Source organism: Serratia myotis (assembly GCF_027474885.1).
Taxonomy (GTDB): domain Bacteria; phylum Pseudomonadota; class Gammaproteobacteria; order Enterobacterales; family Enterobacteriaceae; genus Serratia; species Serratia proteamaculans.
The window spans coordinates 3,223,700-3,238,380 of sequence record NZ_CP099707.1 but is presented as its reverse complement, the minus strand read 5'-3'; the positions used below and the strand labels follow the sequence as shown (position 1 = coordinate 3,238,380).

The 14,681-nt window shown below is 59.6% G+C and carries 13 protein-coding genes; 6 read left to right on the top strand and 7 right to left on the bottom strand.

All coding sequences use genetic code 11. From position 1 onward, the window contains the following. The first annotated feature begins 44 nt into the window (after positions 1-44). Genes NHG65_RS15365 through NHG65_RS15345 form a run of 5 tightly spaced genes read left to right on the top strand, consistent with a single transcriptional unit; the run spans position 45 to position 5,632 of the window. The gene (locus tag NHG65_RS15365; RefSeq protein WP_499182358.1) at positions 45-1,733 is read left to right on the top strand and encodes an ABC transporter substrate-binding protein; all 1,689 of its coding nucleotides are present in this window, start codon (positions 45-47) and stop codon (positions 1,731-1,733) included. A 48-nt stretch (positions 1,734-1,781) separates the two neighbouring features. Further along, on the top strand, positions 1,782-2,738 hold the full coding sequence (locus NHG65_RS15360; protein WP_017893140.1) for an ABC transporter permease: 957 nt from the start codon (positions 1,782-1,784) through the stop codon (positions 2,736-2,738). Between the two features lie 2 nt (positions 2,739-2,740). Further along, the gene (gene opp4C / locus NHG65_RS15355) at positions 2,741-3,691 is read left to right on the top strand and encodes an oligopeptide ABC transporter permease (protein WP_219016479.1); all 951 of its coding nucleotides are present in this window, start codon (positions 2,741-2,743) and stop codon (positions 3,689-3,691) included. After that, entirely contained in the window at positions 3,688-4,674 is a 987-nt protein-coding gene (locus NHG65_RS15350; protein WP_499182357.1) for an ABC transporter ATP-binding protein, read from the top strand. Before opp4C ends, NHG65_RS15350 begins: the two co-directional genes overlap by 4 nt. Further along, a complete protein-coding gene (locus NHG65_RS15345; RefSeq protein ID WP_499182356.1) occupies positions 4,664-5,632 on the top strand; it encodes an ABC transporter ATP-binding protein in 969 nt (322 codons plus the stop codon). The genes NHG65_RS15350 and NHG65_RS15345 overlap by 11 nt, the downstream gene beginning before the upstream one ends. A gap of 1 nt (position 5,633) precedes the next feature. On the opposite strand, the gene NHG65_RS15340 is transcribed toward NHG65_RS15345, so the two are convergent. Beyond that, positions 5,634-6,608 (bottom strand): alpha/beta hydrolase, encoded by a 975-nt coding sequence (locus tag NHG65_RS15340; protein ID WP_099064322.1) that lies wholly within the window; start codon positions 6,606-6,608, stop codon positions 5,634-5,636. Positions 6,609-6,851: 243 nt separating this feature from the next. Between NHG65_RS15340 and NHG65_RS15335 the strand changes: the two genes are divergently transcribed. Next, positions 6,852-7,778: a glycosylasparaginase gene (locus tag NHG65_RS15335; protein ID WP_207979054.1), complete on the top strand. Its 927-nt coding sequence runs from the start codon at positions 6,852-6,854 to the stop codon at positions 7,776-7,778. Positions 7,779-7,787: 9 nt separating this feature from the next. On the opposite strand, the gene NHG65_RS15330 is transcribed toward NHG65_RS15335, so the two are convergent. From NHG65_RS15330 to NHG65_RS15305, 6 genes are all read right to left on the bottom strand, one after another. After that, positions 7,788-8,780 carry a LacI family DNA-binding transcriptional regulator gene (locus NHG65_RS15330; RefSeq protein ID WP_232519111.1) on the bottom strand — a complete coding sequence of 331 codons (993 nt, stop codon included), beginning with the start codon at positions 8,778-8,780 and terminating at the stop codon, positions 7,788-7,790. 61 nt (positions 8,781-8,841) lie between these two features. Further along, positions 8,842-9,975, bottom strand: a complete 1,134-nt coding sequence (locus NHG65_RS15325; RefSeq protein WP_099064320.1) for an ABC transporter ATP-binding protein — start codon at positions 9,973-9,975, stop codon at positions 8,842-8,844. Continuing rightward, positions 9,975-11,384 carry a leucyl aminopeptidase family protein gene (locus NHG65_RS15320; RefSeq protein ID WP_499182355.1) on the bottom strand — a complete coding sequence of 470 codons (1,410 nt, stop codon included), beginning with the start codon at positions 11,382-11,384 and terminating at the stop codon, positions 9,975-9,977. Before NHG65_RS15320 ends, NHG65_RS15325 begins: the two co-directional genes overlap by 1 nt. A 3-nt stretch (positions 11,385-11,387) precedes the next feature. Beyond that, positions 11,388-12,221 (bottom strand): carbohydrate ABC transporter permease, encoded by an 834-nt coding sequence (locus NHG65_RS15315; RefSeq protein WP_499182354.1) that lies wholly within the window; start codon positions 12,219-12,221, stop codon positions 11,388-11,390. After that, positions 12,211-13,152 (bottom strand): carbohydrate ABC transporter permease, encoded by a 942-nt coding sequence (locus tag NHG65_RS15310; RefSeq protein WP_099064317.1) that lies wholly within the window; start codon positions 13,150-13,152, stop codon positions 12,211-12,213. The genes NHG65_RS15315 and NHG65_RS15310 overlap by 11 nt, the downstream gene beginning before the upstream one ends. 60 nt (positions 13,153-13,212) lie before the next feature. Further along, positions 13,213-14,535 carry an ABC transporter substrate-binding protein gene (locus tag NHG65_RS15305; RefSeq protein WP_283603412.1) on the bottom strand — a complete coding sequence of 441 codons (1,323 nt, stop codon included), beginning with the start codon at positions 14,533-14,535 and terminating at the stop codon, positions 13,213-13,215. Positions 14,536-14,681: the final 146 nt, after the last annotated feature.

The following is a 14,681-nucleotide window of genomic DNA, read 5'->3' as shown; positions in this document are numbered from 1 at the left end:
TAAATTTTGTCACATTTTATCAACGGGTAGACAAGGGGCAGTGGGTGAGCAAAATAAAAAATAATATAAACAGACTGTTGCAAAAACGACTGGTGCCGTTGGCACTGGCCAGTGCGATAGGCCTTTCATTCAGTGTTCAGGCGGAAACGCTGGCGGAAGGGATCACTCCGGCGAGCGATGCCAGTTTGGTGCCGGCGGCAGCCAAGCTGCGCAAAGACACCGTAGTGGCCGGTATCCTCGAGCCGCAGGGCAATTTTAACCCTTATCTGTTTACCAACGGTTGGGACGAAAACGTCACCGACGTGATCTTTACCCGGTTGATTGGCCTGGACAGTGAAGGCAAACCGATAGCGCGCCTGGCGGAGTCCTGGCAGGTCAGCGCGGATAATTTGGTCTATACCATCAAGCTGCGTCCTAATCTGGTCTACAGCGACGGTTCGCCCATCAAGGCGGAAGACATCGCCTTTACCCTGACGCTGCTGCATGACCCCGCCTATGACGGTGACACCGACATTGCCCCAACGCATATTCAGGGTGGGGCGGAATACAAAAATGGCACTGCCCCCGCGATCAGTGGGTTGAAGGTGATTGACGATCGTACCCTTCAGATCACCACCACCCAGCCGGGCGCCACCACCCTGTTATTGATTGGCGGGCCGGTGCTGTCGAAAGCCTATTACGGCAAGGATTACCAACGCGGCAAGCTGGAGAGCGTGCGGGCGCTGAACGGCAAGCCGTTGGGCAACGGCCCTTATATTTACGACAAATACATACCGGGGCAGGAGATCCGTTTTCACGCCAACCCGAACTTCTACCTCGGCCCGCCGGCGGTGGCCCGCTTTATTTACCGCGTGACCAACCCGACCACCAACTTCCAGCTGTTTCAGACCGGTGAAACCGATTACGACGCCTTTACCTCCAAGCCGGACGATATCGAGCAGTTGAAGCTGTTGGGCTTCGCCAATATCAACCTGTACAGCTCCAGCGACTACAGCCGGGTGGATTTCAACTTTAAGCGCCCGGCATTGCAGGATGCGCGCGTACGTCAGGCGTTGATCTACGGGCTGGATCGCCAAAAACTGATCACCGTGGTGTATCAGGGATACGGCACGGTGGCGAATCAACCCATCTCTCCCGTTTCCTGGGCCTATGATCCGCAAGGCATCAATCCTTACGCTTATGACGTCAACAAGGCGAAGCAATTGCTCGATCAGGCCGGCTGGAAACCGGGTGCCGACGGCATTCGCCAAAAAGACGGTAAAAAACTGGAATTGACGCTGCTGGTGACAAAAAAGCTGCTGAATGACGCCCTGGTGCCGATCGCCAAAGACAACTACCGGCAGATCGGCGTGCTGTTAAAGCCGCAGGTGTTGGATTTCAACGCGTTGCTGGCACAGCGCAAGGCAGGAAATTATGACCTGGCGTCGCTCAGCACCAGCGGGCTGAATGACCCGCATGATGGGGTGCGCGACTTCATCAGCCAGGTGAGTGAGACCGGCTATAACAATCCGCAGGCGGACAAGCTGATTAGCCAGGCTAACGCCACGCTGGATATCGGGCAGCGCAAGCCTCTGTACCACCAGCTGTATCAGGTGCTGGCCGAAGATCCGCCGGTGATCCTGCTGGGCAACCGTAAAGTGCTCAGTGCCAGCAGTGCCCGCGTCACCGGCTTTAAGCCGGATGTCTACAATGGCCTGACCGGCAGCCTGCCGGACGTCAAACTGGCCCAGTAACGGCAAGGCACCGCCGCGCTCCCCCGTGCGGCGGTGATGGAAAACACCATGAGAAATTTTATCCTGCGCCGCCTGCTGCAAACCCTGCCGATGCTGCTGCTGGCGTCACTGCTGATTTTCTTTATCTTCGCGCTGACTCCCGGCGACTTTATTGACGGCAACATCAACCTGACGCCACAACGTGCCGCCGAGCTGCGGGCGCTGTATGGGCTGGACCAGCCGCTGCTGATCCGCTATTGGCACTGGCTCGGCCAGTTGCTGCAAGGCAACCTCGGCTTTTCGCTGCAGTACCAAATCCCGGTCAGCACCTTGTTGAATCAGTATATTTGGAACTCGTTCCTACTGGCCTCGGTTGCCCTGGTGTTGTACTGGGGCATTGCGCTGGCGGTGGGCGTGGCTTCGGCGATGAAACCCTATTCGCTGTTCGATCATCTGGTCACCGTGGCGGTGTTCGGCGCCATGTCATTTCCGACCTTTTTCCTTTGCCTGCTGCTGATCAAATGGTTCGCCGTCGATCTGCACTGGTTGCCCGCGGGCGGCATGTTGCGTACCGGCAGCGAAGCGACCGGGCTGGCCTGGGTAGCGGAAGTGGCGGCACACCTGCTGTTGCCGGTGCTGGCGCTGGTGATGCTGCAGGCCGGCACCCTGACACGCTATTTCCGCGCCAGCATGCTGGACGTGATCCGCATGGACTATATCCGCACCGCACGCGCCAAAGGCCTGAAAGAAAAAACGGTGATCGTCAAACACGCGCTGCGCAATGCGCTGTTGCCGATTATCACGCTGCTGGGCTTTGAATTACCGGCACTGTTTTCCGGCGCGTTGATCACCGAAAAAATCTTCAACTGGCCTGGGGCGGGGCACATCCACATTGACTCGCTGGCCGCACGTGACTATCCGGTGCTGATGGGCTTCACGCTGTTTCTGGCGGTGCTGACTATTTTGGGCAATCTGCTGGCGGACATTCTGTACGCCTATGCCGACCCACGAATTCGTTTGAGGTGAACATGCTGGCAACGCTGTTTTTTGGTCGCCGTCGCCGCTGGCGGCAGGCGCAACTTCCGGCGCTGGCGCAACTGTCGCCGCCCCCGACCGCTCAGGCCTGGCAACGGCTGCGGCGTCACCGGTTGGCGATGCTCTCGCTGCTGTTGCTGCTGGTATTGGCGGTGCTGTGCCTCTTTGGGCCGATGCTGTCGCCCTGGCAGGACGATGCCGGGGATGCGTTGAACATCAATCAGGCCCCCAATGCGGCGCACTGGCTCGGCACGGATTTTCTTGGCCGCGATATTTACACCCGCCTGCTGCTGGCGGGGCGCATCTCGCTGACCATCGGCCTGGTGTCGATGCTGCTGTCCGTCACGCTCGGTTACCTGCTGGGGGCGCTGTCCGGCTATTTGGGCGGCATGGTGGACAAGCTGATCATGCGCTTTGCCGATCTGTTGATGACCATCCCCAGCCTGCCGCTGCTGATCATTATGGGGGCGATGCTGTCCGAGCTGGACGTCTCGCCGGATTACCGCATCTATATGGTGATGATTATGCTCAGCCTGCTGGGCTGGCCGTCGCTGGCGCGGCTGGTGCGGGGGCAGATCCTGTCGCTGCGTGAGCGTGATTTCATGCTGGCAACCGAAGTGTTGGGGCTGTCCACCCGGCGGCGCCTGTTCGGCCATCTGCTGCCGAACACCATTCCGATCCTGGTGGTGGTGGCCACCATGGGCGTTGCCAATGCCATCCTCAGTGAGTCGGCACTCAGCTATCTGGGGCTGGGCGTGGTGCCGCCAACGCCGTCGTGGGGCAACATGATGGATGCCGCCAACAGCCTGATCGACTTTCAGCGTCGTCCCTGGCTGTGGATGCCGCCGGGCCTGGCGATTTTTATCACCGTGGTGGCGATCAATATTCTGGGTGACGGTCTGCGGGACGCGCTCGATCCGAAAATGAACGGAGTAAAACCATGAGCCGACCCCTGCTGGCTTTTAATCAACTGTCGGTGGCCTTCAATGGTGAGCAGGGTCGGGTGCAGGCGGTGCAGCAACTGAGTTTTGAACTGCATGCCGGACAGACGCTGGGAGTGGTCGGTGAGTCCGGCTGCGGTAAAAGCGTCACCGCCATGGCGCTGATGGGGCTATTGCCGCAGCCGCTGGCGCAAATTGACGGCGGCGAAATCCACTTCGACGGTCAGGATTTACTGAAGCTGCGGCCGCAGCAGATGGCCGATCTGCGTGGCAACCGGCTGGCGATGATTTTTCAGGAGCCGATGAGTGCCCTGAACCCGGTGCTGACCATCGGCGAACAGCTGGTAGAGCCGTTGATCCGCCATCGTGGGACTTCGCCGAAGGTAGCATGGCGTGAGGCGACGGCGCTGATTACCGAGGTTGGGTTGGCGCGGGCGGAACAGTTGATGACCAGCTACCCGCACCAGCTTTCCGGCGGCATGTTACAGCGCATTATGATTGCCATGGCCATCAGCTGTCGCCCGGCGCTGTTGATTGCCGATGAGCCGACCACCGCGCTGGACGTCACCGTGCAGGCGCAGATCCTGACGCTGCTGCGTGAGCAGACCCGTAAAAATAACATGGCGATGATGTTGATCACCCATGACCTTGGCGTGATTGCTCAGATGGCCGACCGGCTGGTGGTGATGTACGCCGGGCGGATAGTCGAGCAGGGGGGGACGCGTGAGGTACTGGCTAACCCCCAGCACCCTTACACTCAGGGGCTGATGGCTTCGCGGCCGGTGGCCGGGCAGCGGCGGCGCAGGCTGTATTCGATCCCCGGTCAGGTGCCGGATCTGGCCAAGCTGCCGGACCATTGTGCGTTTGCCGATCGTTGTGCTCAGGCCAGTGCGCGCTGCCGCGACGGCATTCCGCCGTTGTATGGCACATTGCAGCGTCAGTCGGCCTGTTTTCTGAATGCGGGAGGGCGTATTCATGTCGGCTGAGTGGCTGGTGGAAGTCAAAGGCTTGAAGAAGCATTTTCCGCTGCGGGAAGGCCTGTTCGGCCGGACCACCGGGCAATTGCGGGCGGTAGATGACGTCAGTTTCGGTATTCGAAAAGGCACGATTTTCGGCCTGGTGGGCGAGTCCGGCAGTGGGAAAACCACCGTTGGCCGCACGCTGCTGGGGCTGCATGATAAAACCGCCGGTGAGGTGTTGTTCAACGGCCAGGCGCTGGATGCGCTCAGCCCGCGTCGGCTGCGTGAGATGCGCCCGAAGATGCAATTGGTGTTTCAGGATCCCTACAGCTCACTGAACCCGAGGATGCGTATTGGCGATACGATTGGTGAAGCCCTGTTACAACACGGGCTGGCGCAGAAAAACGAGCTGCGTGACCGGGTGATCGACACCATGGAGATCTGCGGACTGTCGGCCCAGCATTATGGGCGTTTTCCGCATGAGTTTTCTGGTGGCCAGCGCCAGCGTATCGGAATTGCGCGCGCGCTGATCCTGCAGCCGGAATTTATCGTCGCCGACGAGCCGATTTCGGCGCTCGACGTCTCGATTCAGGCGCAGATCATCAACCTGTTTTCCGATCTTCAGGAGCAGCAGGGGGTGACCTTTCTGTTTATTTCGCACGATCTCGGGGTGGTGGAGCACCTGTGTCAGGACGTGGCGGTGATGTATCTCGGCCAGATTGTCGAGAGCGCAGACCGCGACAGCCTGTTTCGCCAACCGCGCCATCCTTATACCCAGGCGTTGCTGGCAGCGGTGCCCAGTCTGGATCCGCAACGCCAACCGCAGGCGATGGCGCGGGGTGAACTGCCTAACCCGGCGCAACCGCCGCAGGGTTGTCGTTTTCATCCCCGTTGTCCGCAGGCCACCGCACAGTGCCGGGAGCAGGCTCCGGCGTTACGTACGGTGGCTGCGGGGCATCGGGTGGCCTGCCATTATGCCGATTAACCTAGGCCAGATAATGCTTGAGCGCCCGTCCGGCCTGATGGATGGCGGAATGCACCGCCGGCACATGGGCAATGGGGTTCAGCAGGCCATAATCGTGGATCAGGCCGTTATAGCGGGTGGACGTGACTTCGACCCCGGCGGCATTCAGCAGCCGGGCATAGGCCTCGCCTTCGTCGCGCAGCACGTCCAGCTCGGCGGTTTGTACCAGGGCCGGTGGCAGGCCTTTTAACTGTTCCAGCGTGGCATTGAGCGGTGAGGCGTAGATCTCTTTGCGCTGGGCTTTATCGGTGGTGTAGTTGTCCCAGAACCACTTCATCATGTTACGGGTCAGGAAGTGGCCTTCGGCGAACTGGTGATAAGAGTCGGTATCAAAACTGGCGTGTGTCACCGGCCACAGCAGGATCTGGGTGCGCAGGGCCGGGGTGCCTTTCTCTTTGGCCATCAGGCTGACCACCGCCGCCATATTGCCGCCGACGCTGTTGCCGACTACCGCCAGCCGGGAGCCGTCGACGTTGATTTTCTCGCCGTATTCCGCCACCCACTCGGTGGCGGCATAGGCCTGATTGATGGCGGTGGGGTAATGGGCTTCCGGTGATGGGGTGTAGTTAACGAACACCGCCGCCGCGCCGGAACTGTAAACCAGATCGCGCACCAGCCGTTCATGGGTAGGGAAATCTCCCAGCACCCAACCGCCGCCGTGGAAGAACATAAATACCGGCAGTGCTTCCTTGACCTTGGCCGGCCGCACGATGTGCAGCAGGATGTCCTGCCCCTCGACATGAATGGTTTTCTCGCTGATTTCGACCTCGTGCAGCGGCACTTCGACGCTACGCTGCGCGCCTTCCAGCACCTTACGCGCCTCTTTCGGTTTCATCTGTTCCATCGGCTTGCCGCCCCCGGCATTCAACGCATCCAGAAAAGTACGGATATCGTGCTGAGCGGCGGGTTGGGTTGGGTCTACAGTTTTCTTGGACATCATGGCTCCTCATGCGCTTTTCGGTCGAGATCACAGTGTAGTTGAATGGCGCACGTTTGCTGGCCCTGTAGCACGTTGAGAAAAAGCGTGCCAAGCCACGCTTTTTGCCGCCTGAGTTTGACTTTTCAGCGAGGCGAAGATACTTTTTAAACACCAATGGAACACGTGTTCCATTGGCACTGAACACCGGAAATCCCGGTGCCTCTCTTTGGGCGCTCAACGCCGTGCGGGAAAAAAAATCCTATGATTGTGATTGCAAACTCTGAAGGACATCCGGGGATCGGTCTGTCGGCCGAACGGCTGCAGCAGGGGCACAATGGCCTGCGCGCCATCGTTGACGGCATCAAGCTGGTGGAGCTGGATCCGAGCGTGCGCACCGTGGGTTATGGCGGCTGGCCCAACGTCCTGGGCGAGATGGAGCTGGATGCCTCGGTGATGGACGGCGACAGCTTGCGCACCGGTGCGGTAGGGGCATTGCAAGGGTACCTGCATCCGGTGGAGGTGGCTTACCGGGTGATGGAAGATCTTAACCACGAGATCCTGGTCGGTGCCGGGGCGGCACGTTTTGCTGCCGAAATTGGCGCACTGGCGGGCGACAACCTGATTGCCGACTCCAAACGCGTGTGGTGGGAAAAGCTGGAGCAGGCGATGAGTGCGGAACAGCGCCGCGACTGGCCGAATATTCCGCTGGCCGGCTTGTCGAACAACGCCACCGATCCCGAGCGAGTGCGCGATACCACGGTGTTCTTGGCGCAGGATGGCGGGGGTACCCTGAGTGCGGCCACCTCTACCTCGGGTTGGGCATGGAAATACCCGGGCCGTTTGGGGGACAGTCCAATCATCGGCAGCGGCTCTTATGCCGACAGCCGCTATGGGGCCTGCGCCTGTACCCACACCGGGGAAATGACCATCCGTTGCGGTACCAGCCGTGCCGTGGTGTTGTACATGAAGATGGGCATGACGCTGGATCAGGCGGTGTATGAAGCGATAGAGGATTTGAACTACCTGAAGGACGGTTACACCGAGGGGGTGACTATCCATGCCGTCGATAAACACGGCAACCACAAGGTGGTGAGCCTCAACTGCCCCGGTCCGATCCAATATTGGCTGTGGCAAAGCGGCATGGCGGCACCGGAATTACGCGATGCCGAGATCATTACCACCCGCTGAAAAGCGGGGTTAACAGGAGGCGCGAACCACCAGTTCGGTGGGGATGGTCACCTGCTGCGGTGCGGCCTGCGGGCTGCTGCTGCGTAATTCTATCAGTTGCACAATGGCGGCGATCATCGCGCTGATATCCCGCCGCACCGAGGTCAGTTGATAGCTCGGCCAGGCGGCCATCGGGATATCGTCAAAGCCGTAGACCGCGACGTCCTGCGGGATCCGCAATGACGTATGCAAACGAATATAATCCATCACCCCCATTGCCATGGAATCTGCGGTGCAGAAGATCGCCTGTGGGGCCGGCTGTGCCGCCAGCAGCTGCGGTGCCAGCGTGAAACCACTCTGGTAGCTGTAATCTCCGCTGAGCTGGGCCACGATCTGCAACTGTTGTTGTGCCGCCTGAGCTAAGAAGGTCTGCTGGCGTAGCTGTTCCCCTTTGGCGCTGCTGCGCCCGCCAAGCACCGCCACCCGCCGCTGACCCTTTTGCGCCATCAGCGCCGCCAGTTGTTGCAGGCTGGGGGCCTCGTCGGCGTTGAGCGCATCGCACAGGGCGTCACCCGCCAGGCCGTTGAGCATAATTGGTGTGGCAATGCGGAACAGATCCTTCGCGGCGCGGGCGCTGATGTTGTCGGCGAACACCACGGCAGAATCCACGTGATAGGAAATGGTTTGTTTCAGGTAGCCGGCCGGATCTGCGATGCCTTCCAGCCGGATCATCACCGCCTGTCGGTTGCTGTTTTGCAACTGCTCCACCAAACGGTCGAAAAACTCCAGATCGGACAGGTCATGAAAGTGGTTAACCACCACCGCGACAAAGCCGGTTTTTCCGGTGTGCAGGCTCTGGGCGATGGCGTCCGGCGCGTAGCCCAGTTGGCTGGCGACACGCATCACCAGTTCACGGTTCTTCTGCGATACCCGGCCCTGATTGGAAAAGGCGCGGGAAACCACGGTGCGTGACACACCGGCAACGCGGGCGACATCGTGAGAGGTGACTTTTTTAATCGGCATGGGGCGAATACTCAACGGAAAACAGGGCGCTGCGGTAGGGTCGCGCAGCGGTGATAGGGTCTCACAGAACGCCGGTCGGTAACACCGTTTCCCCGCATGCCGCCAACCGTTCGCCCGTTTGCGGATCAAAAAAGTGCAACGCGGTGGTATCCAGCGTCACCGCCAGTGGTTGCCCTTGCGAGTGCTGCAATTGAGTATGCTGTTTCACGATGTACTGTGCGCCGTTGTCACCCTGCACGAACAGATTGCTCTCCGCACCCAGATTTTCGCTGTACACCAGCGTTCCGCTGAGATGCGGCTCCGCCAGCGGCGCGCTGATGCTACAGGCCTCCGGACGGCAGCCCAGCGTCAGCCAGGCACCGTGCAGAGGGCTCAGCGCCGGGAAGTCGGCCGCCGCCAGCGGCAACACCAATCCCGAATCGCCCTGCAGCACAATCTGCTCGCCCTGAACCTGGACCTGCACCTCAAACAGGTTCATCTGCGGTGAACCGATAAACTCGGCGACAAAACGATTAACCGGCCGGTGATAAAGATCCAGCGGCGTGCCGATTTGCTGCACTTTGCCCTGGTTCATGATCACTACTTTGTCCGCCATGGTCATCGCCTCCACCTGATCGTGGGTGACGTAGATGATGGTGGCGCCGATCGCCTTGTGCAACGCCGACAGCTCCTGGCGCATGCGGTTGCGCAGTTTGGCATCGAGGTTGGACAGCGGCTCATCGAACAGGAACACCTTGGGTCGCCGGACAATCGCCCGACCGAGCGCCACCCGCTGGCGTTGGCCACCGGACAACTGACCGGGTTTAACCTGCAGGAACTCGCTCAGGTGCAGCATTTCGGCGACCGCGGCAATCTGGCTGGCGATCTCCGCCTTGGCCATCCCTTTGATTTTTAGCGATAGCGCCATGTTCTCGTACACCGTCATGTGCGGGTACAGTGCATAGCTCTGGAACACCATAGCGATATCACGGTATTTGGGCAGCACCTCGTTCATGCGTTCGCCGTCAATCCTCAATTCGCCGGAGGACAGGGTTTCCAGCCCGGCGATCATGCGCAGGGTGGTGGATTTGCCGCAGCCCGATGGGCCGAGCAGCACCACAAACTCGCCTTTCTCCACCTGCAGATTCACATTGCTGGCGGCCTGATAGCCGTTGTCATAACGTTTGTTGATATCAAGCAATTCTACGTAGGCCATCAGTGCTCCGTTTCGGCAAGCAGGGAACTCAGCCGTGCCAGTAACAGCACGCCGAATGAGGATGCGCCGTTGGCGTACAGCTTGCGGTGCGGCATATCGGTCGACATGGCGGCGATGTCCAGGTGTGCCCAGCGTTGGCCCGGTTGCACGAACTCGCTGATAAAGGTCGCCGCCACGCACGGGCTGCCGTGCGGATCTTCGCCACCGTGGCGGTAGTCGGCAAATTCAGACTTCAGCACGCCGCGATACCAGCCGCCGTGCGGCATCGGCCAGACCGGTTCTGCGCTGACCTTGCCCGCCTGGCTGACCTGCGCCAGAAAAGCCTCGTCGTTACCCATCATGGCGGCATATTCCTTGCCCAGCGCTACGCCGGCACCGCCGGTCAGGGTGGCGATATCCAGCAGATAATCCGGCTGGAAGCGTTGCTGGGCATAGCTGATCGCGTCGGCCAGCACCATGCGACCTTCGGCGTCGGTCGAAATGATCTCTACCGATTTGCCGTTGTGCATGGTGACGACGTCACCGGGGCGCTGGGCGCGTGAGGAGGGCATATTTTCCACCAGTCCGCACAGGCTAATGACGCGGATTGGTAATTGCAACGCGTCGATGATTCGCATCGCGCCCACCACCGCCGCCGCGCCGCCCATATCGAACTTCATGGTGCTCATGCGAGCCGCGCCTTTAATACTGATGCCGCCGCTGTCGAAGGTGACGCCTTTGCCGACCAGCGCCAGCGTGTGGCGGGCGTTGGCCGGATGGTGATCGAGGATCAGCAACTGCGATGCACGGGCGCTGCCCTGGCCCACCCCGAGCAGGCCGCCAAAGCCCAGTGCTGCCATTTGTTCATCCCCCAGCACTTCCTGGCGCAGGTGGCTGAACGGCAGTTGGGCTACCGCTTCCACAAAGCTTTCCGGGTAGAGAATATTGGCCGGTTTGTTCATCAGCTCGCGGCCAATGATCACCCCCTCGGCATGCAGATTAGCCCAGTCGCACAGCGCCTGGGTGGTCGCATCCTGGCTGTTCAGCGGCTGGGTGGGGTCGGTGAGCTTCGCACTGTCGTGATGCTGATAACGATAAGCCCCCAGGCGCAGGCCGAACAGCAGCCAGCGCCAGCTCTCGGCTTCTGCCGGCAGCTCTGGCGTTAGCGTCAGGCGTAGCTGCTGCAAGCCGAAATCTTTTTGCCCGGCGGCGATAATGGCCCCGGCGTCCTGCAATGCGGCGGGCGTCAGCGGCGTGCCGATATTGAGAGCAAAACGACTGTCGCCCAGCGGATAAAGCGTGCCGACCACTGCCCGTTGCAGACCGGCATTTTGCAAGGTGGCAGGCAGTGCGTCCTCTGCGGTGGCAAACAGGATCACTTGCTGGCGCTCAGCGGTGCTGTGAGCGCGGTAAATATCGATTGATTGCATAAGTTACCCTTTGACCGCCCCACGGGTGAGGCTCTCCATCATTTGTTTGGAAGAGAAGATAAAGGCGATCAGCAGCGGCACGATCGCCAGGAAGCTGCCGGTCATCACCAGGTTCCACGGCGTGGCGGTGGCACCGCTCAGGCTACGCAGCACCAACTGTAGAATTTGTTTGTCCGGTGACTGTAACGCCACCAGCGGCAGCATAAAGTTGTTCCAGGTATCGACCACCACCACGATCGCCACCGTCAGCAGCGCCGGGCGCATCAGCGGCAGGCCGATACGCAGGAAGATCTGCAGTTCGTTCAGGCCATCCATACGCGCGCTGTCGAGGATTTCGCTGGGCAGCGAGGAGCTGACGTACTGGCGCACCAGGAAAATACCGAAGATGTTGACCCCGGCCGGTAGCCAGACGGCGGCGAACTGATCCAGCAGGCCGACGCTTTTGATCACGAAGAAATAGGGCACCAGGTTGACCACGCTGGGCACCATCATGGTCAGCATCAGGGTGGTGAACAGCACCTTCTTGCCCTTGAACTGATAAACGCTGAAGGCGTAACCCGCGGCGGCGGACACCAGTACGCTGGTCAGGGTGGCCATGGCGGTGACATACAGGGTATTGATCAGCGAGCGGGTGAAGGGGACCTGTTGTTCCAGCCCTCGGTAGTTTTCCAGCAGGTGGCTGCCAAAGCGCAGCGACATGCCCATGATGCTGCGGGTGTCCTGCGTTGCCAGCAAGGCCGACCAGTAGAACGGGAACAGTGACAGCGAAGCAAACAGCGAGACCAGCAGGTAGATCAACAGCTTGCCGGTGTCAAAACGGCGTCCGTTAGCGTTCATCTTTTAATCCCCCGCGGTTGCCAAAGCCCCAAAATACCAGTGCGCTGACCACGGCTATCAACAGGAACAGGATCCAGGAGATTGCCGAAGCGGTGCCCATATCCAGATAGGACCAGCCGGTTTTATACACGTACATCGACACCGTCAGGCCGCTGTTGTCGACGCCGCCGGTCCCTTGCGTCAGGATCATCGGTTCATTGAACAGCTGCATATTGCCGATCAACGTCATCAGCGTGGCGAAGAAGATAAAGGGGGCCAACAGCGGCAGGGCGATATAGCGGAATTTCTGCCAACGGCCGGCACCATCCAGTTCAATCGCTTCGTACAGGTCCGGTGAGATCGACGCCAGGCCAGTCATGTAGATCACCGTATTGATACCGGTAAACTTCCAGGTCACCTGATTGGCGATGGTGAAGCGGATCCAGTCACTGTCAAAGAAGTTGATCGGCAAGGCTGCCGCCAGCGCGCCAAGGTGCAGCCGGGTCGCCAGCCCGCTGAGCAGTTCGTTGACCATGCCGACCGGGGAGAACAGGTTGAACACTATCAGGCTGACGGCGACGGAAGAGGTGATGTAGGGCAGGAAGATCGCCGCCTTCAAAAAGCGTCGGCCCCGCACGATGATGTGCAGCAATGAGTAGGCCAGAGTGATGGCGAACAGGTGCTGGCACAGACCGGACACCAGCGTAATTTTGATGGTGTTGACCAGCGACACCCAGAAGGCATCGTCGGTGAAGGCATAGTAAAAGTTATCCAGCCCGACAAACTTCATCGAACTGAGGCCTTTTACCGGGTTCCACGACTGAAATGACAGAAACGCCGAGAAGAAGATCGGGAAGGCGTTGAACACCGCGAACAGCAGCATAAACGGCAGCAGCAGCAGGTAGGCGGTGCGGTGATCGTGCAGCAGCCCTTTGAAAAATCGCTTACGCATAGACTCCCCGAACCGACGGAAACATAAAGTCGGCGGCCGACTGACCGCCGTATCTGATGATTACAAAGCACGCATCCGACGTTCCAGCAGCTTGTTGGCATCGCGCAGGGTGCTGTCGATGTCCTGATGCTGCACCAGGATTTTCTTCGCCGCTTCGTTAAGGATTTCGTTGGCGATGTTGTCCTCCGGCGATGAGGCGACCGGTTTCAGATCCGGCACCAGGCTGGCGTAGTAGCGCATCGAATGCTGACCGCCGAGAATGCTGCTCGGGGTGTCAAAGTAGGGCGCGTTATACACGTCGAGACGGGCTGGCAGGGTACCGGCGGTTTTCGCGGCGTCGATCACCACGTCACGCTGCATAAAGTACTGAATGAACTGCCAGGCTGCCGGAGCGTTTTTGCTCTGCTTCGGGATCACCAGCGTGGTGCCGCCGGCATTGACCTTGATATTGCCCGGTACGCCAGTGACGCGCCACAGCCCGGCTTTGGCACCGTCCGGATCCAGCTCCTGCTCAATCCGGCCTTCGTCCCACGGGCCGTCGATATCCGCGAACAGTTTCCCCTGACGGTACAGCTTGATGTATTCCTGCGAGTTGGTAGAGCCGTCGAGCGAGGCAGCCAGTCCTTTGTCATACAGCGTTTTGATCACCGTCATCAGCTGTTTGATTTGCGGGGAGTCGAGATTGGGTTTGCCGTCTTTGGTGTACACCGGCTTGCCCGGTTCACTGTTCATGCCCACCACCAACGGGTTGATCAGGCTGGTGGCGGCCGGGAGCAGGTAAGCGCCTTGCTCTTTTTTCAGTTTTTCCCCAAAGGCAATAAAGCTGTCCCAGCTTTTGGTGATGTCTTCAATCTTCACGCCCGCCTTCTGCACCATGTCGTTACGGTAGATCATGATCACCGGGCCGGTGTCATAAGGCACGCCATAGATATTGCCGTCGTTGCCCTTCGCCAGGCTGATCATCGAGGGATCAAACTGCCAACCCTGGCTATCGATACTGAACGGTGGGGCGCTCAGGTTGTTCAGCCCGCCGGAGTTGGCAAAGCTGCCCAGCTTGATGGTGCTGACGCTGAAGATATCGGCGGCTCCCTGGCCAACGGCCAGTGCGGTGGTCAGCTTTTGGTGGCAGTCGGCGAAGCCGCATTTGATCGACTGCACCTGGATGTCCGGATGCGCCGCCTCAAAGTCTTTAATCACCTTGTTGATGTAATCATTCGGCAAATAGTTGGCGAAGGTGATGCGGGTGTTGGCGCTGGCAGAAACCGGCAGGCCCAACAGCACGGCCAGTGCGGCCCCGGTAATCCTCTGGTTAGTACGCAAGCAGAAATGAGCCATGATAACCCCGATGCTGTGCAGTCGATGTGGTGTGTGTTTTTTCATCATGGAACACGTGTTCCATTGAAATTAACCTATTATCGCGCCCTCAGACTGTCAACAATTTGTTCGGTAAGTTAACAAATATGAGATCTGGCGCGGAGGTTGCCCACGGAGGCGCCCGATTCGGGGCGGCTGTTTGTCGCGCAGAGCCT

Coding starts and splice junctions, on each gene's coding strand:
- NHG65_RS15360 (WP_017893140.1), top strand. CDS start 1,782: ATGAGAAATTTTATCCTGCGCCGCCTGCTGCAAACCCTGCCGATGCTG.
- opp4C (WP_219016479.1), top strand. CDS start 2,741: ATGCTGGCAACGCTGTTTTTTGGTCGCCGTCGCCGCTGGCGGCAGGCG.
- NHG65_RS15350 (WP_499182357.1), top strand. CDS start 3,688: ATGAGCCGACCCCTGCTGGCTTTTAATCAACTGTCGGTGGCCTTCAAT.
- NHG65_RS15345 (WP_499182356.1), top strand. CDS start 4,664: ATGTCGGCTGAGTGGCTGGTGGAAGTCAAAGGCTTGAAGAAGCATTTT.
- NHG65_RS15340 (WP_099064322.1), bottom strand. CDS start 6,608: ATGTCCAAGAAAACTGTAGACCCAACCCAACCCGCCGCTCAGCACGAT.
- NHG65_RS15335 (WP_207979054.1), top strand. CDS start 6,852: ATGATTGTGATTGCAAACTCTGAAGGACATCCGGGGATCGGTCTGTCG.
- NHG65_RS15330 (WP_232519111.1), bottom strand. CDS start 8,780: ATGCCGATTAAAAAAGTCACCTCTCACGATGTCGCCCGCGTTGCCGGT.
- NHG65_RS15325 (WP_099064320.1), bottom strand. CDS start 9,975: ATGGCCTACGTAGAATTGCTTGATATCAACAAACGTTATGACAACGGC.
- NHG65_RS15320 (WP_499182355.1), bottom strand. CDS start 11,384: ATGCAATCAATCGATATTTACCGCGCTCACAGCACCGCTGAGCGCCAG.
- NHG65_RS15315 (WP_499182354.1), bottom strand. CDS start 12,221: ATGAACGCTAACGGACGCCGTTTTGACACCGGCAAGCTGTTGATCTAC.
- NHG65_RS15310 (WP_099064317.1), bottom strand. CDS start 13,152: ATGCGTAAGCGATTTTTCAAAGGGCTGCTGCACGATCACCGCACCGCC.
- NHG65_RS15305 (WP_283603412.1), bottom strand. CDS start 14,535: ATGATGAAAAAACACACACCACATCGACTGCACAGCATCGGGGTTATC.